General features: G+C 39.8%; 15 protein-coding genes and 1 tRNA gene. 7 read left to right on the top strand and 9 right to left on the bottom strand.

What is annotated here, in order from left to right; genetic code table 11:
- Position 1 precedes the first annotated feature (1 nt).
- Both GN303_RS08625 and GN303_RS08620 read left to right on the top strand, forming a co-directional pair.
- Positions 2-727: a glycosyltransferase family 2 protein gene (locus GN303_RS08625; protein ID WP_110439323.1), complete on the top strand. Its 726-nt coding sequence runs from the start codon at positions 2-4 to the stop codon at positions 725-727.
- 33 nt (positions 728-760) lie between these two features.
- Positions 761-2,446 carry an ArnT family glycosyltransferase gene (locus tag GN303_RS08620; protein WP_110439174.1) on the top strand — a complete coding sequence of 562 codons (1,686 nt, stop codon included), beginning with the start codon at positions 761-763 and terminating at the stop codon, positions 2,444-2,446.
- A gap of 95 nt (positions 2,447-2,541) precedes the next feature.
- On the opposite strand, the gene GN303_RS08615 is transcribed toward GN303_RS08620, so the two are convergent.
- A complete protein-coding gene (locus tag GN303_RS08615) occupies positions 2,542-2,844 on the bottom strand; it encodes a YggT family protein (protein ID WP_110439173.1) in 303 nt (100 codons plus the stop codon).
- 109 nt (positions 2,845-2,953) lie between these two features.
- Here GN303_RS08615 and GN303_RS08610 point away from each other — a divergent pair.
- Positions 2,954-3,029, top strand: a tRNA-Ala gene (locus tag GN303_RS08610).
- 40 nt (positions 3,030-3,069) lie between these two features.
- Here GN303_RS08610 and GN303_RS08605 read toward each other — a convergent pair.
- The gene (locus GN303_RS08605) at positions 3,070-3,795 is read right to left on the bottom strand and encodes a helix-turn-helix transcriptional regulator (protein ID WP_110439172.1); all 726 of its coding nucleotides are present in this window, start codon (positions 3,793-3,795) and stop codon (positions 3,070-3,072) included.
- Positions 3,796-4,174: 379 nt separating this feature from the next.
- On the opposite strand from GN303_RS08605, the gene GN303_RS08600 reads away from it, so the two are divergent.
- The 4 genes from GN303_RS08600 to GN303_RS08585 all read left to right on the top strand — a co-directional run bounded on the left by GN303_RS08600 (position 4,175) and on the right by GN303_RS08585 (position 11,126).
- A complete protein-coding gene (locus tag GN303_RS08600; RefSeq protein ID WP_110439171.1) occupies positions 4,175-5,344 on the top strand; it encodes an efflux RND transporter periplasmic adaptor subunit in 1,170 nt (389 codons plus the stop codon).
- A 23-nt stretch (positions 5,345-5,367) separates the two neighbouring features.
- Positions 5,368-8,529: an efflux RND transporter permease subunit gene (locus tag GN303_RS08595; RefSeq protein ID WP_110439170.1), complete on the top strand. Its 3,162-nt coding sequence runs from the start codon at positions 5,368-5,370 to the stop codon at positions 8,527-8,529.
- A 4-nt stretch (positions 8,530-8,533) separates the two neighbouring features.
- The gene (locus GN303_RS08590) at positions 8,534-10,063 is read left to right on the top strand and encodes an efflux transporter outer membrane subunit (protein WP_158523887.1); all 1,530 of its coding nucleotides are present in this window, start codon (positions 8,534-8,536) and stop codon (positions 10,061-10,063) included.
- A 205-nt stretch (positions 10,064-10,268) separates the two neighbouring features.
- A complete protein-coding gene (locus GN303_RS08585) occupies positions 10,269-11,126 on the top strand; it encodes a DMT family transporter (protein WP_230873114.1) in 858 nt (285 codons plus the stop codon).
- 36 nt (positions 11,127-11,162) lie between these two features.
- On the opposite strand, the gene glpK is transcribed toward GN303_RS08585, so the two are convergent.
- The 7 genes from glpK to trpB form a co-directional block, all read right to left on the bottom strand.
- Positions 11,163-12,662 (bottom strand): glycerol kinase GlpK, encoded by a 1,500-nt coding sequence (gene glpK / locus GN303_RS08580; RefSeq protein ID WP_110439167.1) that lies wholly within the window; start codon positions 12,660-12,662, stop codon positions 11,163-11,165.
- Between the two features lie 27 nt (positions 12,663-12,689).
- Complete coding sequence (locus tag GN303_RS08575) at positions 12,690-13,478, bottom strand: MIP/aquaporin family protein (RefSeq protein WP_110439166.1); 789 nt, start codon at positions 13,476-13,478, stop codon at positions 12,690-12,692.
- A 26-nt stretch (positions 13,479-13,504) separates the two neighbouring features.
- Complete coding sequence (gene glpD, locus GN303_RS08570; protein ID WP_110439165.1) at positions 13,505-15,013, bottom strand: glycerol-3-phosphate dehydrogenase; 1,509 nt, start codon at positions 15,011-15,013, stop codon at positions 13,505-13,507.
- 192 nt (positions 15,014-15,205) lie between these two features.
- The gene (locus tag GN303_RS08565) at positions 15,206-16,510 is read right to left on the bottom strand and encodes a bifunctional folylpolyglutamate synthase/dihydrofolate synthase (protein ID WP_110439164.1); all 1,305 of its coding nucleotides are present in this window, start codon (positions 16,508-16,510) and stop codon (positions 15,206-15,208) included.
- A gap of 5 nt (positions 16,511-16,515) precedes the next feature.
- On the bottom strand, positions 16,516-17,376 hold the full coding sequence (gene accD / locus GN303_RS08560) for an acetyl-CoA carboxylase, carboxyltransferase subunit beta (RefSeq protein WP_110439163.1): 861 nt from the start codon (positions 17,374-17,376) through the stop codon (positions 16,516-16,518).
- 41 nt (positions 17,377-17,417) lie between these two features.
- Positions 17,418-18,230 carry a tryptophan synthase subunit alpha gene (trpA, locus tag GN303_RS08555; RefSeq protein WP_110439162.1) on the bottom strand — a complete coding sequence of 271 codons (813 nt, stop codon included), beginning with the start codon at positions 18,228-18,230 and terminating at the stop codon, positions 17,418-17,420.
- A complete protein-coding gene (gene trpB / locus GN303_RS08550; RefSeq protein WP_110439161.1) occupies positions 18,227-19,453 on the bottom strand; it encodes a tryptophan synthase subunit beta in 1,227 nt (408 codons plus the stop codon). Before trpB ends, trpA begins: the two co-directional genes overlap by 4 nt.
- Positions 19,454-19,722 lie beyond the last annotated feature (269 nt).

Here is a 19,722-nt window from a genome sequence, read left to right as displayed (position 1 = left end):
CATGAATTATAAACTTTCAATTGTAGTTGCTGTTTTAAACGAGGCGGATAATATTTTACCTGTCTGTCAGGAAATTGCTTCTGTTTTGCCTAAGTTGCCTGATAGTGAAGTTATTTTTGTTAATGATGGAAGTACTGATCATACGCTGGATCAGTTAATCGAAATAAAAAAAACGATTCTTCCCGGGCTTGTTATTTTATCTCATCCCAAATGTTGCGGTAAATCAGCTGCATTATTGACTGCAATCAAAGTTGCAAAGGGGGAATGGATTGCAACTCTGGATGGGGATGGTCAGGATGATCCCATTGATATTGTTGCAATGTGGAATGTAATGCGGCGATATCAAGGAAAACCCCCGTTAGTTGTAGGGGTAAGATTAAAGAGACATGATAATTTTTCCCGTCGGTTTGCAACGCGGTTTGCAAATGGGTTAAGACGCCGTTTGTTGAATGATGGCTGTCCAGATACGGGTGCGCCAATGAAATTGTTTATGAAAAACGATTTTCTTTCCTTACCGCAGTTTGAAGGGTTACATCGTTTTTTACCGGCTTTATTTGCCCATTATGGCGTTCCTCTATTATGTTATCCTGTCCATCATAGGCAAAGATTGAATGGATTTTCTAAATATACCAATTTAAATCGTGCCCTTGTGGGAATAAGGGATTTACTGGGGGTAATGTGGTTATTAAATCGTATTCATTTGCCTGGTAATATTAGAAAGTCTTAAGACCGAAACAGATCAAGATAAAAAGGGATAAGCATGAGTATTTCTCATCTCTCGGAACCGTCTTTTCGTTTGAAGGCAAGTCATTATTTGTGGCTTGCCTTGTTTGTTTTTGTGTTGTTTTTACCTGGTAGAGCAAGCCTTCCACCACTGGATAGGGATGAGGCCCGGTATATGCAGGCAACATCTCAAATGCTGGAGAGCGGTAATTATGTTGATGTTCGGTTTCAGGACAAGCCTCGTTATCTGCAACCTGCCGGAATTTACTGGTTGGAAGCGTTTTCTGTAAAGGCGGCATATTCCATCAGTCATAAAGAGGTTTGGCCATATCGCATTCCTTCCCTCTTTGCTGCGGTTGGATCTGTTTTACTGACTGTATGGATAGGCAGTCTATTATTTGATTCATGTATTGGTTTATTGGCGGGTATTTTTCTGGCAGTTTCGGTAATACTTACTGCGGAAGGTCGTATGGCCACAATAGATACGACTTTACTGTTTTTCATTTTGCTTGCCCAAACGAGTGTTGCAAAAGCGTGGTTATCCCGTTCATCTGTGGAAAAATCACCTTTTCACATTGCCGCAATCTATTGGGGCGCAATTGGGTGTGGATTGATGTTGAAGGGGCCAGTTATTCTCATCCCAACCTTATTGACTCCCTTGACTCTAGCCTGGGTTCAAAAGGATAAATCATGGTGGAAACAATTAAGGCCCGGCTATGGCTGGTTAATTTCTGTAATGATTGCCCTACCCTGGTGTATTGCCATTGCCTTGATAAGTCATGGACAGTTTTTCACAAATGCAGTTGGTACGAATTTTTTAGGGAAGGTTGCGTCAGGACAACAGGCGCATGGATTACCACCAGGGTATTATCTTCTGGTTTTTCTAATTGCATTTTGGCCGGGTTCCCTGTTTACGGCATGGTCGTTACCTTTTATATGGATGGAAAGAAAAACTGAATCAGTAAAATTTTTGTTATGTTGGATTATTCCCCATTGGATGGTCTTTGAGGTTATTGCAACCAAACTTCCCCATTATGTATTGCCTACATATCCTGCGATTGCAATTCTTACATCTGCTGCATTATGGAAAATTTCTGAAAGGTGGCATGGTCCAATTTCTTTCTTGGGAAAGGGGCTGTTTTATTTTTATATGATTTTATGGTGTTTGGTTGGAGTCATTCTGGCTGTTGGAAGTGTTATCTGGGCACATTTCATGACGGGAGAATGGTATTATGCCGCAATGATCGGGGCAGTCACTGTATTATGTCTGATTGGGTATGTTATTTACTGTTTCTGCAAACAAAATGTTCAAAGGGCTTCTCTTTTTTCCATATTGGCTGCTCTAATTGTTTATATTCAACTATTCGTAATCTTGATTCCTTCTTTACAACCAGAATGGCTAAGTTATAAAATCGCACGAACTGTTCATTTTTTTAAACCCTGTCAGAAAACGGTTTTGGCCTCGGCCTCTTATTCAGAACCAAGTCTGGTTTTTTTAGTTGGGAAAGAGACACAGCTGATCAACGTGATGAAAACAGCTGCATTTCTTGAAAAGAATAAGGTGTGTGGAATGGCTTTGGTTGATCGGAAAGATCAGAAAGTGTTTAAAGAGTATTTGGATAAAGATAATATTTCCGTCGATTTATTGGGAGAAATCAAAGGATTAAATTATTCGACTGGAAAAAAATTGAATTTGGGTCTGTATAAAGTTCATTCATGGTAATTAAAAGAGATTGATACGAAATGCTGTTTTTGAAAAGCAAAGATAATGATTCATTATTGGGTATTGTTTAATTTTGAATAATGGCATTTTTCAATTTAATGGGTAAAAATTGATAAGTTAAAAAAAATACGAAACAATAATGGACGAATAAGATAATCAATAATTAAAAACACAATGATAGGACTGATATCTATACCACCAAGATCCGGTAAAATTCTTTGAATGGGTCGTAAAATCGGTTCGCAAAGCCTGCTTAGGAAAGTGCCGATTACATAAACGGCCCGTGCGTTAGGATTAATGATGTTAAGTGCAAATAAAAAACTGAAAATACAATAGGCAAGCAGGATGAAAGAATAAAGGCTTAATAAGGTTTGAAGTAATTGATATAGTTCAAACATATCTAATTCCTTGATAACGGATTCTGATGGTAAATTATGGTATGAATTATATAATTCTTTCTTGACAGTTTTTCTAGGAATAGTATCAATGAATTAGATTTTACTTTAGGGGGTTATAGCTCAGTTGGGAGAGCATCTCGTTCGCAATGAGAAGGTCAGGGGTTCGATTCCCCTTGGCTCCACCATAGATGTTAAGACCTGAATTGATTCTCTGTTTTCAATGAATCAAAGAAATCTTGCAACGACGGTAAAATAATTCTGCCATGTTTTTTTACAGATTTTTCTTTCCTTTTCAGGATTGTAATATTTTATTAACCAGAAATTCTGGTGATCTTCTATTAGTTCTCCCATTGTATAGATGTGGAGATTATTATCCACCTTTAAAAAAAGACAGATATTTCCTTTCTTGGCAATTTTACGGGGATGTAAAATTATAATGTCACCAATTTTAAAGATAGGTTCAATATTACGGTTTGCGATTGAAATACCGAAAGCATCTTTTTCAAATGTTACAACATGGGGACGTTTAACATATTCAATGGGCGTATCCGTCAGAATAAAATCATCATGGATCAAGTTCATTGTACCGAAAACAGGTATTTCTTCATCCAGTTTAAAGTTATCAAAAGAATGATCACTAAAATCAGAGTTATCTTTTTTTGCGTTAACTTTAAAATTTGAATTGAAAAATTGAGTTATTTTTGGGGTAAGTTTAATCTGACTTTTTAATTTCCCTTTGCCGATATTTGGGTTTAGATGGTCGAGTTTAACATTCAGAGCAAGTGCAACATAAGGTAAAAGAGAGCTTTCACGAATATTGCCATTTTCAATATTCGCTATGGTTTGTTGGGAGCATCGACCCGTTAGCTTTCTGACTCTTTCTGCTAATTGGGACTGAGAAAGTTTTAAATATTTTCTAATTTTTTTGACGTTGTTACCAATGGTGGTCATTCTTTTTTTTAAAATAAAATGTTGGAGTTGTATATTTTTACTTTATAAGTTTTAATATTAAAATCAAAACTGGCTATATAGCTTATAAAAATATACGGTAAATAAGATTATTTTTAATAGTTAAATTTATTGGTTAAGTTTTCCAATAATTTGCTGAAAATGAAAAATTTGGATTCAATTTTTTTGTTTGTTGAAAAATAACTGTTGTTTATTCGAAGCATACCGATATTATGGGAAGGCTTTTAATAAGAATATACAATATTATGTATATTATTAAGTGAATAAGCTTAAATTGTTCATATTATAATTTAAAATTTACTTTATTTATAGATAATCAACAGTAAATTTATCTTGATTTTTAAGGAAATAGGGAAGAGAAGTGACAATAACAGATTCTTTCTTTACAAAATGGCATAAAGAATATGCTTTATTATTTGCTTTATTATTGCCACTTAATGCATGTAAAAAACAGCAACCTGCTCGACCCATACCTAGTGCGAATTTTGTAACGGTTCATACTCAAGAAGTTGAGAATTTAGTTGAGCTGACTGGGCGTGTTTCTCCGATGCGCGTTTCACAGGTTCGTCCTCAGGTAAATGGATATCTTTATAAAAGGTTATTTGAAGAAGGTACGGATGTTATTAAGGGACAACAGCTTTATGAGGTTGATCCTCGACCCTATCAAGCCGCTTTAAATGAGGCGCGGGGTAAGCTTAACCGTGATTTGGCGACATTACGCACCCAGACTTTGAAGTTAAAAAGATATGGCCCATTGAAAAATATGGATGCTGTCAGTCGTCAGGATTATGATGATACACTTGCTGCACAAGAAGCAACTAAGGCTGATATTGAAAGTGATAAAGCAACAGTAAGACAGGCTGAACTTAATCTTGAATATACGGGAATTAATGCCACCATTTCTGGAAGGATAAGTCGTTCTATCCAAACGCAGGGCGCATTAATGTCTGTTAATCAGGCCGATCCAGTCGCTGTCATTACGCAACTTGATCCAATTTTTGTTGATATTATTGAACCTACCGCAGAACAGTTGCGTTTACGTTCAAGACAGGAAAATGGAAAATTACAGACCTTACGTGGGGCAGCCCATGTTCCTATTGATTTGATTTTAGAAGATGGTTCTCGTTATCCCTTACAGGCGAATTTATTATTTACCGAAGTTGTGACAGATCAGGAAACAGGATCTGTTATTCAGCGGGCAATCATACGTAATCCTGATAAATTATTGTTATCAGGCATGTATGTTCGTGCTGTTATGCATGAAGGATATGAGAAAGGGGCCTTTTTAATCCCTCAGGAAGCTATTATGCGTGGTTTGGATAATGCTCCCTATATTTATATTATTAACAAGGATAATGTTATTGAAAGACGTAATGTAGAATTACAACGTATTCAGGATACATACTGGGTTGTTACAAAAGGTCCAGTAGATGGTGATCATCTTCTTGTTAGTAATCCAACTTCATATAGGCCAGGTCAAAAAGTCGTTCCTAAAGAAGGACGGACGATTACGGCAGAGGTCCCTAATTAAAGTGTTATAATTGGAATTTTTACATGTCATTGTCGCGTTTTTTTATTGACAGGCCGATTTTTGCTTGGGTTATTGCTATTCTTGTTTCACTGATTGGAACAATTTCTATTATAAGCCTGCCTATTGCACAATGGCCTTCAATCGCCCCTCCACCAATTACATTAAGTTTTACCTATCCAGGTGCTACCGCAGATACGGTTCAAAGAACGGTTGTTGATCCAATCAGTCAAAATCTATACGGTTTGGATAACCTAGAATATATTTCCACTTCCGCTAATGCTGATGGAACCGCATTGGTTACCCTCACCTTTGCACAGGGTACCAGTCCGGATATTGCACAGGTTCAAGTATTGAACCGTATTGATGTTGCCCGTTCATTGTTACCATCAACGGTTGCGTTGCAAGGAATTCGTATTTCGAAATCCAATAAAAGTTACATGATGTTTTTTGCCGTTCAATCTTCTGATCAATCCATGGATGAGGGAGCTCTGGGAGATTTATTGGCAAGTGATATACAGAATCCCGTTACCCGATTGAACGGGTTGGGAGATTATACAGCCTTTTCATCAGAATATGCGATGCGTGTCTGGTTGGATCCAGATAAGCTGCATGATTATCAGCTTAATGCAACGGATGTGATGAATGAAATTGGTTCCCAGAACTCGGAACAGCCTTTGGGTGAATTTGGAAAATTGCCAGCTTTGCCTAACCAGCGTTCTGATATTTATACAGGTGGTGTAAGACGTTTGGTCACACCAGAGGAATTTCAGAATATAGTTGTTAAAACACAGGTAAACGGTGCACGTATCCGATTGAAAGATGTTGCCAGGGTTGAATTGGGACCAATGACTTATCAGCCAATTGGTATGATTAACAATCAGCCTGTTGCTGCTTTTGGTGTCAAGCTTGCTTCTGGGGCCAACCAGTTGGCGCTGTCAAAAGATATTCATAATAAGATTGCAGAATTATCCAAGTATTTTCCAGCAAATACAACCTATTTATATCCACAAGATACCTCGACATATATTATTGAATCAATGGAAGAGGTCGTTGAAACTCTTGTTATTGCGATTTTGCTGGTTATTGTTGTGATGTATGTTTTCTTGCAAAATTTTAGGGCGACGTTTGTACCTGCAATTGCCGTTCCCGTAGTTTTGTTGGGAACATTCGCAATCCTGTTTTTTGCTGGATTTTCGATCAATACTTTGACAATGTTGGCTATGGTGCTTGCCATCGGGTTGCTTGTGGATGATGCGATTGTGGTCGTGGAAAATGTTGAGCGTGTTATGGAGGAGGAACATTGTTCTCCTAAAAAGGCCACTCAAATTTCCATGGATCAGATTAGTGGGGCCCTGGTTGGTATTGCGCTTGTTTTATCCATTGTTTTTATTCCCATGGCTTTTTTCAGCGGTTCTGCCGGGGTGGTTTATCGGCAATTCTCAATTAGCATTGTTGCAGCGATGGCTCTTTCTGTTGTCATTGCATTGATTTTTACCCCCGCTTTGTGTGCAACGGTTTTAAAACCTAAGGAAAAAAAGGAACAGCACGGTTGGTTCTTTACGAAATTTAATAACGGGTTTGATAAAATGGTCGATGGGTATATTCGAGGGGTGAAGCATATGATTCACCATTCACGTATAACCATGATTATTTATGTATTCATTACGGTTGCCGGATTATGTGTTTTTTATATTTTACCCGAAGGGTTTTTACCTGATGAAGATCAAGGGGTTGTTTACATGCAGGCAACATTGAGTCCTGGATCTTCAGCCGCAATGACATCGAATGTCACCCGGAAAATGACAGATTACTTTGTTAAGCATGAGAATAAATATATCAAGTTTGTTTTTACGGCGATTGGGTTCAATTTTGGTGGTCAGGCTCAGAGTGCAGCTTTTGGTGTTGCCCGTTTGAAAGAATTTGATGAAAGGGGCAGCGATTCCAGGGCAACCGCTCAAGCTATCGCAACAAGGGCGATGCATGCATTGTCTTCTATCCCCGGCGCCAATGTGTTGGCATTTCTTCCGCCTCCCGTTATGGATTTAGGTTCGTCAACCGGGTTTGACTTTGAATTGCAAAATCGTGGACATCTGGATACCATTACCTTTATGAAGGCAAGGGACGCTTTGTTAAAAAAAGCCAGTGCGGATCATCGTCTCGTTGCCGTTCGTCCGAATGGGTTGCCTATTGCCCCGCAATATTATTTCAATATTGATCGTGATAAAGCACATGCCCAAGGGGTTAGTATTGACAGTATCAATCAAACATTATCCATTGCTTTGGGATCTTCTGATGCGGGATTATTTAACTTGCGTGACCGTGTAAAACACGTGTTTGTACAAGGAGATGTCAAGTCGCGAATGAAGCCTGATGATCTAAGGCGTTGGTTTGTCCGGAATAATAATGGCAAGATGGTTCCCTTGACCTCGTTTGTTGATGGTGAATGGAAAATGGCTCCTCAGAAAGTGGAGACCTATAACGGTTATCCATCTTTTGAAATCATGGGGCAGGGAGCTCCTGGTATCAGTAATGGTACAGCGATGAAAATCATTGAGGGTTATGCAAATGAGCTTGGCAAGGGAATAGGCTATGAATGGACGGGCATGTCATATGAACAGGAAAAGTCCTCTGGACAAGCCGGAAAACTATATGCTGTTTCTATTTTGGCAGTCTTTTTATCATTGGCGGCTTTGTATGAAAGTTGGGCTATACCTTTTTCCGTTATCCTGGTGGTTCCCTTGGGAATTATTGGAGCGGCGGCAGCGGTTTATCTGCGTGGAATAGATAATGATATTTATTTCCAGGTTGGGTTGTTAACAACCGTGGGGCTTGCGGCCAAGAATGCCATCCTGATTGTTGAATTTGCTAAGGAACATTATGATACTGGTACAAAAACATTGGAGGAATCAGCGATAATGGCTGCACGTGAACGTATTCGGCCTATTCTGATGACCTCGCTGGCATTTGTGATCGGAACTGTTCCTCTGGCAATTGCAAAAGGGGCGGGTGCTGCAAGTCACGTGGCCATTGGTACAAGCGTGGTGGGTGGTGTTATTACAGCCACTTTGTTGGCCCTCTATTTTGTCCCTGTATTTTTTATTGTCGTTCTGGGATTATTCAAGGTGCGTCCTCATCCATTAAATAATAAGAATGTTGATGCAACCGCTGGACAGACAGGAGAGTAAAATAATGATGAAAATAAGAAAGTCATTTCGGTCAACGCTTAAATCCATGACTTTAGCTTTAATGATATTTTCAACGACCTCCTGTAATCTTGTTCCAGATTATAAACGCCCAGATGCATCAATTTCCCAGCAATGGCCAATGGGACCCGCTTATGGGGCCCCCTTGCCCAAGGATTCAAATTTGCCACAAGCCTATAATGTCGGTTGGAAGGTTTTTTTCCGGGATCCAGTCTTGAGCGAATTGATTTCCATGGCTCTGGCTAATAATCGTGATTTACGTGAGGCAATCGAGAATATTACGGCTTCCCATGCCAGTTACATGCGTCAAAGAGGTGATTTATTTCCAACAGTAAATTATTCTGCGGGGGCTTCCTATCAAACGAGTCCGGGAAAAACCTTGGGCGGTATGCGGGGCTATACGCATTGGAACCAATTATCAACGGGATTTGGTGTATCAAATTATGAAATTGATATATTCGATCATGTTCGGAGTTTGACGAAAGCGGCCAGGGAAAGTTACTTGCAGCAGGTAGAGAGTACTTTATCTGTGCAAATTTCGTTGATTAGCGAGGTTGCTAATACATATATGGCCTGGCTTGCGGATTGTGACAGTCTTCGTACTGTTCAGGAAAGCTTGCATAATCGTGAAAGGAATTTACAATTAATTCAAGGAATGCATACCTATGGTCAACAAAATGCCCAAGCTGTGGCACAAGCAACAGAATTGTTGCAAGAAGCCCGAAGTCAGGAGCAGGTTTATCAAAAAACGGTTGCCAATGATCTGAACAGCCTTACTTTGTTGATTGGTCAGCCTATTCCACAATCTGTCTTGCAAAAGGCCGGTCCTAATCCCTCTCTGGATAATTTTGTTTCAATGCCAGAGGTGGCGTCGGGTATGCCATCGGATCTTCTCGAACGTCGTCCGGATATTTTATTGGCAGAACATCAGCTTAAAGAAGCCAATGCGAATGTTGGATATGCCAGAGCTGCTTTTTTTCCATCCATTCAGCTAACAACATCAGGCAGTACGGCAGGAGCAACTTTTGCACAAATGTTTGGGCCTTATTCTGCGGCTTATACATTTATGCCGAAAATTACCGTACCTGTAATTGATGAGGGGCAAAATCTGGCACAATTGAGAACAGCAAAAGCTAAAGTACGTGCCGCCGCCGCTCATTATCAGAAAGTGATACAATCTTCTTTCAAGGAAGTTGCTGATGCTTTGGCAGCCAGAACAACATTAAAAGAAAAGTGGAAAGCTGAATCTGACAATGTCAAGGCAAGCCAGACAGATTACCGTTTGTCCTATGCCCGGTTCAGAAATGGAATTGATAGTTATATCAGCACATTAACAGCGCAAAGAACATTATTGACCGCCCAAGTTTCATCTATTCAGGCACGTCTTCAATATATGCAGAGTCTTTCAACTTTATACAGAACGTTGGGAGGAGGATGGAGTGCAGAAAATGCTTTTCAGACCTATCAATCCAATGGAAAGAAATTGAACACTCAGGTAGATAAGAGCAAACAATAAATTTATTATGAATTAAATCGGTTTGCGATTAGAGATTATCTGAAGAGGATAATCTCTTTTTTTTATCCATATGAATTTTATTTTTATTTTGAAAAATTGTATTGAACAGGTGCCGAATTGCAATGGATAGTAAAATCAATCAGTTATCGGTAAAAAAACGGATATGAATATTGGAAAAAAATATATAGGGATAATCTCTATTTTAATGGCTTCTGTTTTATGGGGGACAACAGGGGTTGCCGCTCAATTTGCACCTGAAGTGAGTGCGCTTGCGATTGGGTCAGGTGCTATGGGTATCGGTGGGTTGTTGCAATCAGTGATTGCCTTGCCATGTCTAAAAAATTATCAGGGGAAATTATATAGTCAAAAAGGTTGGATTATATTGGGTGCCCTTGCCGTTATGTTTTACCCTTTGGCTTTTTATGGTTCGATGCGGGTTGCCAGTATTACGGTTGGAACAGTTGTTTCAATTGGTTCAGCACCATTTTTTTCCGCTGTACTTGAAAACATAATGGATCATTTCAAAGTCACCCTACAATGGGTTATTGGTGCCTTTATGGGAGTATCAGGTATCATCTTGCTCTGTTTTTCTGCCCAACATACCTTATATAGCCCAATATCCTTTGCAAGAATCAGTCTGGGTATTTTATTGGGATTGTTGGCAGGGTTTACCTATGCATTCTATACATGGGTTGCAAGACATTTGATACATCATGAAATTCCATCAAAGGCAGCGATGGGAAGTATTTTCGGGGTTGGTGGTCTTTTGCTGTTACCAGTTTTATTGATAACGGGCGGAACATATTTGAATTCATGGAGCAATTTATCTGTTGGAATTTATATGGCGACTATTCCCATGTTTATTGGTTATCTTTGTTTTGGTTACGGCTTGTCCTTTGTTCCAACAAGCATGGCAACTTTGATAACCTTGTTGGAACCTGTTATTGCAACATTTCTTGCCGTAATAATTGTAGGGGAAAAATTTTCAGGTTTTGGCTGGTTAGGAATTGGTTTAATTTTTTTATGTCTGGTTTGTATCTCAATTCCCAATAATAAAAAATGAAAAATGCCTTTATAAGGATAAAGGCATGAGAAAAAATTATTCTTTCAGTAAAGCTTTTTTAAAGGCTAGTCGCCAACCTTTGAGTTTTCTTTCCCGTTCTGCTTGTTCCATTGCCGGTTTGAAAGTGCTACCTTCGGACCAGTTGGTCGTAATATCTTCGATATTGTTCCATATACCGCACCCAAGACCAGCAAGATAGGCAGCTCCCATTGCGGTTGTTTCAATATAAGCGGGTCGTTCGACGGTTGTATTCATAATACTGGCCAGGAATTGACAATACCAGTCATTCGCTGACATTCCGCCATCAACACGGATGGATGAAATTTCTTCAAGACTGTCCTTTTTCATTGCCTCGGCAAGATCATAGGTCTGATAGGCAATGGATTCTAGTGCGGCACGGGCTATATGGGCAGCTGTCGCATTGAAGGTTAATCCAGTAATGATTGCCTTGACATCAGGTTCCCAATGGGGGGCACCTAATCCGACAAAGGCTGGAACCATATATACTTCATGGTTGTCGTTAACCTTGGTTGCCATATCATTGGTTTGTGAGGCATGGGTGATGATTCCGATACCATCCCTTAACCATTTGATTGCAGCACCAGCAACAAAGATGGATCCTTCAAGTGCATAGGTTGGTTTACCATTTAGGCGATAGGCCGTTGTTGTGAGCATGCGGTTTTGGGAGGTTACGATTTTGTCCCCTGTGTTTAACAGCATAAAGCATCCCGTGCCATAGGTTGCCTTAACCATGCCGGGTTCAAAACAGGCTTGACCGATTAATGCGGCTTGCTGATCCCCCGCCATTCCCATAATGGGAATTGAATTACCAAACAAGGCAGGGTCTGTTGTGCCGAACAAAGTACTGTTATCTTTTACCTCAGGTAAAATAGAGGCGGGAATATTAAAGATTTTGAGTAGTTCCGGATCCCATGATTGTGTTTGTATATTAAACAGCAGGGTTCGACTGGCATTGGTTGCATCTGTTGCGTGAACTTTGCCGCCAGTTAGACGCCATAAAAGGAAACTGTCAATTGTACCAAAAGCCAGTTCACCGCGTTCTGCTTCAGATCTTACATTTGGGATGTTATCCAATATCCAGGCAATTTTTGTCGCGGAGAAGTAGGGGTCAAGAAGTAAGCCTGTTTTTTCATAGATTGTTTTTTCCAGCCCTTCTTCCTTTAAAGCTCTGCATGAATTTGCTGTCCGTCGATCCTGCCATACGATGGCATTGTAAACAGGTTTGCCCGTCTTACGGTTCCAGATAACAACTGTTTCACGTTGGTTGGTAATGCCTATGGCGGCAATTTTACTGGTTTTACCTTCAAGGGAAGCTTTGGCAATGGCGTTTTTAATTGTATATACAGTATCACTCCAGATGTCCTCCGGATTATGTTCAACCCATCCAAGTTGAGGATAATGCTGGGTAAATTCATGTCGGCTGAGCGATATTTCTTGGCCCCGTGTGTTGAAGATAATTGAACGTGTAGATGTTGTGCCCTGGTCAAGGGCAATAATATAATGAGCTTTATTCATGGAAATTATATCCGCTTTGTAATTAGGTTATGATGTACGAGATAAAAAGGGTTTAATGAATAATTGATAGGCACCTCCACCCATGACACCGCCTAGGAGTGGGCCGAAAATAGGACCCCACCAATAAGAGGGTAAACCAGGAAAGGCAGAAGGTCCCCAGCCAGCCAAATAGATGAATATTCTAGGACCAAGATCACGTGCGGGATTGATCGCCCATCCTTCAAGATATCCTGCCGATGCACCAATAGCAGCAACTACAAAACCGATAATCAGTGCACCACTGTTTGCTTGTGGGGCAATGGTATTGTATTCATCAGTAATGGCAAAAATACTGAAAACCAAAAATGCAGTTAAAAGGATTTCGTTAAAAAAAGCATGGATAGGTGTGACTGTTAATCCGGGTGATGTGACAAAAACACCAGCCCCACCGCCCAATGGGCGGGTCAGGTGATGGACAACATTATAATGGTCAATAACTGAATAATACATGCAATAAACAAGAACTGCACCGCAAATCCCGCCAAAAACCTGGGCGATTATATAGGCGGGGACTTTTTTCCAGGAAAAATTCCGGAATAAGGCAAGGGCTAGTGTTACAGCAGGATTGGCATGGGTGCCACTTATGCTGCCAGTAACATAGATCGCGAAAGTTACACTTAATCCCCAGGAGATCGCAACACCCCAATAGGCATTTTGATAAGGACTTGGATCATACATAAGAAGCATTGCTGCTGCTGAACAACCAATAAATATGATAATTGTAACTGCAATCGCTTCAGAAATGAGCTCTCCTATAAGATTTTTTGTATTTTGCATATGTTATTGACTTTCTGGGGGGGAGGTTATTGAGACTTTTGTAAATATTGAGCCAGTTTTCCTTGCTCTTCTTGGGTGAAATATAATCCCAGTTTTGTTCTTCTCCATAAAATGTCTTCTACAGTCATGGCCCATTCCTTTTCGACAAGGTAATCAACTTCATGTTGTGTCAAACCATGGCCAAAATCAATACCCATATCCGTCTTGCTTTTGGCATTGTGAATAATGTTTATGGCATCTGTTCCATAACTGTGTGCAATGCGTTTGGCAGTGATTTCATCAAGGAAGGAAACAGTATTGCGAAAATCTTTATAAAATAAATCAAAATTGCCATCGGTAATATTTCCACCTGGCAAAGGTTCTTTGTCCGTCCAATTTTGGCGGGTATATTTGAAAAACTTGGCTAGTTTTTCCATGCTATGTTCTGCAAGACGGCGATAGGTTGTAATTTTCCCGCCAAAGATTGAGAGTAAAGGTGCCTGACTGTTTTCCTCATTCAAATCGAGGTGATAATCTCTGGTTACTGCTGAAGCATTGCTGGAAGCATCGTCATATAATGGACGAACGCCAGAATAATTCCAGATTACATCTTTTGGAGCAATGTTCTTATTGAAATAATCGTTCACCGATTTACATAGATATTCGGTTTCATTTTCATTAATCCCAGGTAAAATATCTGGAGATTGATCCCAGGAAATATCTGTTGTGCCAATCAATGTGAATTCTTCGTGGTAGGGAATGGCAAATACAATCCGTTTGTCATCATTTTGTAGAATATAGGCTTGAGGACCTTCATAAAGTTTTTTGACAACAATATGACTGCCCTTGACAAGCCGAACATTCATTTTACTTTGAACATGCAGTTTGTCTTGTAAAAGTTCTGCAACCCATGGTCCGGCTGCGTTCACAATTACTTTTGCTGTTATGGTTGTTTTTTTCTGGGTTTTATTATCTTGGATTGTTGCACTCCATTCATTTGTTGAGCGTTTGGCATCCACAAATTTTGTTTGAGTACGAATGTCGGCACCCAGCATAGAGGCCCCTTTTGCATTTAATACAACAAGACGGCTATCATCAACGGCGCAATCTGCATAGGTGAAGCCTTTTTTGATGTCATTTCGTAAAGGTTGTCCATATGGAGAGGTTTGTAATGAGATTAATTTGGAGTTAGGCAATTTTGGGTGGCTTGCCAAATGATCATATAAAAATAATCCGATTCGAATCATCCAGGCTGGTCGAATGGAATTTCGATGAGGAAGAACAAATTCAAGAGGACGTATAATATGAGAGGCCAAATTAAGAAGACGTTCACGTTCCTGTAAGGCCTCCCGAACCAGGCGAAATTCATAATATTCAAGATAACGCAATCCGCCATGAATTAGTTTTGTGCTTGCAGAAGAAGTATGGCTTGCCAGATCATCTTTCTCAACGAGTAAAACTTTTAATCCTCGTCCTGCTGCATCGCGAGCAATACCTGTTCCATTGACGCCACCACCAACAATTAAAAGATCATAGGTTGTAGGCTGGGTGTTCATTAGTAATCTCCTGAAGGAATATTTTATTTATTTAATTTTATTTTTTTAATATGGTTTCAGGAGATATGAAATATCAAGCAAGAAATGGCCTTATTTGGGCTATTTCTGGTAAAGTATAGTTGTACTAAAAGTAAAAAACATATCTTTAAAAGAAAATAAAAGATTAATTATAAATAGTTATATAAATAAGCCTTAAACAGGTTTCCATCCATCTTGACGTAAAACACTTCCTGCTAAGTAAAGACTTCCACAAATAAGGACTCTGTAAGTTTTTTTTTCTGTTTGTTGAAGATGAATTAAAGCATTCTTAATTGTTCCACCGCTAATGGCATGATTTTTAGAAGCCTGGATAATATTATCAATGGACATGGCCATATGTTGATCAGGTTCAACCACAGCCTGTATAGAGGTGCATAACGGGATAAGAGGGGCAAGAAATGCATTGGAATCTTTATTGTTTTTCATGCCAACAATGAGATGAAGGGGTCTATCCTGCCATTTAGACTTTATAAATCGGGCAAGGATTTGCCCAGCATCGGCATTATGTCCTCCATCCAGCCACAACTCTGTTTCTGAAGTGATATATTTGGTCAATGTTCCTTGTAAGCGTTGCAAACGTGCCGGCCATTGTGCCTCTGCAATACCTTGCCATGCATATTCTGGCACGGCAAGTTGGGTTGCACGTAAAGTGGCAATCGCCAAACTTGCATTATTAACCTGATGAAATCCCATTAGACTGGGTAGAGGTAATTGAAGCGTTCCCTTGGAATCATTATAGACAAGATAATCCCCTTGTCTTTCAATAGTCCAGTTTTTTCCCTGGATAAAAAGTGGGGCATTCTTGGCTTGAGCTTCTTCCTGTAAAATGTTCAATACTTCTGGGGATTGATTATAAGTTATAACAGGTATGGATTTTTTGATGATTCCAGACTTTTCCCTAGCAATTTTTACAAGACTGTTGCCAAGAAAAGCTTCATGATCCATTGAGATGGAGGTGATGGTGCTGGCAATGGGATATATGACATTTGTTGCATCAAAGCGTCCACCCAATCCTACTTCAATAATTGCCAGATCAGCTGGATATTTCGCGAATAGACAAAAAGTGGTGGCTGTTAGAACTTCAAAAACTGTGATGGGTTGTTGATTATTAACTTTTTCAATGTAGGACAAGGTATCTGATAATTCTGCTTCATCAACCAGATGGCCTGAAATTCGAAAACGTTCTGTGACATTGATCAGATGGGGTGAAGTTGAAACATGAACATTCCATCCCGCTTTTTCGCCTATGGCACGCAAAAAGGAACAGGTGCTGCCTTTTCCATTCGTACCGGCCACATGAATTGTTGGGGGAAGATGCCGCTCTGGATTTCCCAGATCGTTTAGCAACCGTTTCAATCGATTGAGGGATAGATCAATCAAAGAGGGATATAGTTTGTTAAGTCGCTCGAGTATTTGGCCTGAGCGTCCAGTAAATTCGGTTAAAACAGGAGAATTCATAAAAGCTAGGATGTTTGTGTATTTGTGTTACATAACAGGCTGATGAGATTGGCAAGCGTTTCTCGCATATCTGTTCTTTTAATAACCATGTCAATCATGCCGTGATCAAGAAGATATTCTGACCGTTGAAATCCTTCTGGCAATTTTTCATGAACAGTATTTTCAATAACACGTGGACCTGCAAATCCGATTAATGCATTGGGTTCTGCGATGTGGATATCCCCCAACATTGCAAAGGAAGCAGTCACCCCGCCTGTTGTTGGATTGGTAAAGACGACGATATAGGGAATTTTGGCCTCTTTCAGCATTTCAACAGCGATGACGGTACGGGGCATCTGCATAAGGCTAATCATTCCCTCTTGCATTCTGGCCCCCCCTGATGCGGTAAATATGATTAAAGGGGATTGTTGTAAAAGGGCAAGACGGGTTGCCGCAAGGAAACCCTCACCAAAGGCGGCCCCCATTGTGCCTGCCATAAATTCAAAGGCCATAACGGCCACCACTGCTTTTTGTTCCAGAATGGTACCATGTGCGACGGCAATTGATTCTTCAAGTTGTGATTTTGCGCGGTTTTCCTTTAGTCGATCGGTATAACGTTTTTTATCCCTGAAATTTAAGGGGTCTACAGGCATTTTGGGGAGCTCTATGCAAGTATAGGAATCCTGGTCAAAAGTCCATTCCAAACGCTGTTTCACAGATGCACGCATATGATGTCCACAATGCGGACAGATATTCATGTTTTTTTGTAAATCCTTGATTAACAGCATTTGATCACAGGCATCGCAATTGGTCCACAGATTATCAGGTATATCTTTTTTTAAAAATCCTTGAATTCTGGGACGTACATATTCCGTAAGCCAACTCATAACTGATCTTTCATTGATGATGATTAATTTATAAACCTGTTTTACAGGGTATTCGCTGACAGGAGCGCAACATGCTGGATAACTTTTTCAATGGTTGTATCAGTAGAATGATAGTCCTGATTTAAGGTTGATTCCAGTGTTTTTAATAAAGCTGAGGCAACAACGGCAGCATCTGCATGTTTTATAGCGTTTTGAACATGTTCAGCTGTTGAAATTCCAAACCCGATTGCGATAGGGAGGTCGGAAACGGAACGAATGATGGGAATGGTTTTTTCCAGATCTTTCTGGGACGCGGTTTTGGTGCCTGTCACTCCCGTAATACTGACATAATAGATAAAACCACTGGCATCTTTAAGAATTTTTTCCAAACGGTTTTTGGGAGTGACCGGGGTTACCAGTCGAATAACATCAAGATGATGTTTTCCCGCATATGGTAGAATACAGCCTAATTCCTCATGAGGCATATCAACAATGATTAGACCGTCAACACCAGCCTGTTCGGCATCCTGACAAAAACGTTCGTATCCATAATGTTCGATTGGATTAACATATCCCATTAAAATGATAGGGGTTGTTTGGTTGTCCTGACGAAAATCCCGAACCATTTGCAATGTTTTTTGCATATTGGTTCCGGCTTTTAACGAACGGTTGGCAGCTGCCTGAACTGTTGGACCATCTGCCATGGGATCACTAAAGGGGATACCAATTTCAATCAGATCCGCGCCTGCATATGGCATGGCCTTTAGAATATTTAAGGCGGTTTGGTAATCAGGGTCACCAGATTCTATATAAGGAATAAAAGCTCCACGTTTTTTTTGTCTAACAGTTTTGAAACAGGTGGCAATACGGCTCATAATTTTACTCCTAAATAATTTGCGATATTATCAATATCCTTATCGCCTCGACCCGATAGATTGACAATGATGATATCTTCTGACTTCATGGCAGGAGCAATTTTCAATGCATGAGCAAGAGCGTGAGAGCTTTCTAGGGCCGGGATGATTCCCTCTTTGGTTGTGCATTTCTGAAATGCGTCAACTGCTTCATCATCATTGATGGCAACATATTCCACTCGTTTCAGATCATGTAACCAGGAATGTTCAGGACCCACTCCGGGATAATCCAGTCCGGCACTGATACTGTAAGGTTCAGTAATTTGACCATCATCATCTTGTAACAGATACGTACGGTTACCATGCAATACCCCTGATGATCCCCGTTCAATAGAGGCTGCGGTTTTTCCACTATCCAGCCCCTTTCCTCCCGCTTCAACACCAATTAGGGATACGGTAGGATCATCCAGAAAAGGGTGAAAAATACCAATTGCATTTGATCCGCCGCCTATTGCAGCAATAATTTTATTGGGTAACTTCCCTTCCGCTTCCAAAACCTGTTTTTTGGCTTCATTGCCAATAATGCATTGAAAATCTCTGACCATCATGGGATAAGGATGAGGTCCGGCAGCTGTACCCATAAGATAATAGCTGTTATGAACATTTGTTACCCAGTCTCTTAACCCCTCATTGATGGCGTCTTTTAATGTGGCATTGCCAGCGGTGACAGGAATGATTTTTGCGCCCAACAGTTCCATGCGGAAAACATTTGGTTTCTGACGTTCAATGTCAACCTTGCCCATATAGATTACACATTCCATATTAAATAGTGCACAGACTGTGGCTGTTGCAACACCATGTTGGCCAGCTCCGGTTTCAGCGATTATGCGTGTTTTGCCCATGCGTCTGGCCAGCAAGATTTGACCCATGACATTATTAATTTTATGGGCCCCCGTATGGTTGAGATCCTCACGTTTCAGGTAGATTTTTGCACCATTGGCAAGATTTGTTAATTGTTTTGCAAACCATAATGGGCTGGGTCTTCCAACATAGTTTTTTAAATAGTAGGTCAATTCATTTTGGAATTCAGGATCTTTCTGAATGGATTGATAAGCTTTTTGCAAATCAAGGATTAAAGGGACAAGTGTTTCGGCAATAAACATTCCCCCATATTTTCCAAAATGTCCATGTTCATCAGGACCCTGTCTTAAACTATTAAAGGATGAACCTGTTTGGGACCCCACGTTTCTCTCCTAAAAACTTGATTGAAATAAAAAATCAACAAAATTATCGTTTGGTTGAGTTTAAATGATTCTGGATTTTACAGCAAATAAATGGAATTGTAACTTAAATGGCTTTTTGAAAAAAAAATAGTTATTTTTCAATTTTATTTAAAAATTAAAGTTCTTGACGTTTTTGATCTTTTTATCTATAAATCCAATCTTATATTTGATATATATATATCAAAATTTCCTTCGTATGAAATGTGTATTTTATTTTTACGTTTTTGTTT

This window comes from Commensalibacter melissae, assembly GCF_009734185.1.
Taxonomy (GTDB): domain Bacteria; phylum Pseudomonadota; class Alphaproteobacteria; order Acetobacterales; family Acetobacteraceae; genus Commensalibacter; species Commensalibacter melissae.
Note: the sequence above shows the minus strand (reverse complement) of the source record. Positions and strands in the feature narration are given on the sequence as shown.

Excerpts from the sequence above, each read along its gene's own strand:
- GN303_RS08625 (WP_110439323.1), top strand. The coding sequence starts at position 2 with ATGAATTATAAACTTTCAATTGTAGTTGCTGTTTTAAACGAGGCGGAT.
- GN303_RS08620 (WP_110439174.1), top strand. The coding sequence starts at position 761 with ATGAGTATTTCTCATCTCTCGGAACCGTCTTTTCGTTTGAAGGCAAGT.
- GN303_RS08615 (WP_110439173.1), bottom strand. The coding sequence starts at position 2,844 with ATGTTTGAACTATATCAATTACTTCAAACCTTATTAAGCCTTTATTCT.
- GN303_RS08605 (WP_110439172.1), bottom strand. The coding sequence starts at position 3,795 with ATGACCACCATTGGTAACAACGTCAAAAAAATTAGAAAATATTTAAAA.
- GN303_RS08595 (WP_110439170.1), top strand. The coding sequence starts at position 5,368 with ATGTCATTGTCGCGTTTTTTTATTGACAGGCCGATTTTTGCTTGGGTT.
- GN303_RS08590 (WP_158523887.1), top strand. The coding sequence starts at position 8,534 with ATGATGAAAATAAGAAAGTCATTTCGGTCAACGCTTAAATCCATGACT.
- GN303_RS08585 (WP_230873114.1), top strand. The coding sequence starts at position 10,269 with ATGGCTTCTGTTTTATGGGGGACAACAGGGGTTGCCGCTCAATTTGCA.
- glpK (WP_110439167.1), bottom strand. The coding sequence starts at position 12,662 with ATGAATAAAGCTCATTATATTATTGCCCTTGACCAGGGCACAACATCT.
- GN303_RS08575 (WP_110439166.1), bottom strand. The coding sequence starts at position 13,478 with ATGCAAAATACAAAAAATCTTATAGGAGAGCTCATTTCTGAAGCGATT.
- glpD (WP_110439165.1), bottom strand. The coding sequence starts at position 15,013 with ATGAACACCCAGCCTACAACCTATGATCTTTTAATTGTTGGTGGTGGC.
- GN303_RS08565 (WP_110439164.1), bottom strand. The coding sequence starts at position 16,510 with ATGAATTCTCCTGTTTTAACCGAATTTACTGGACGCTCAGGCCAAATA.
- accD (WP_110439163.1), bottom strand. The coding sequence starts at position 17,376 with ATGAGTTGGCTTACGGAATATGTACGTCCCAGAATTCAAGGATTTTTA.
- trpA (WP_110439162.1), bottom strand. The coding sequence starts at position 18,230 with ATGAGCCGTATTGCCACCTGTTTCAAAACTGTTAGACAAAAAAAACGT.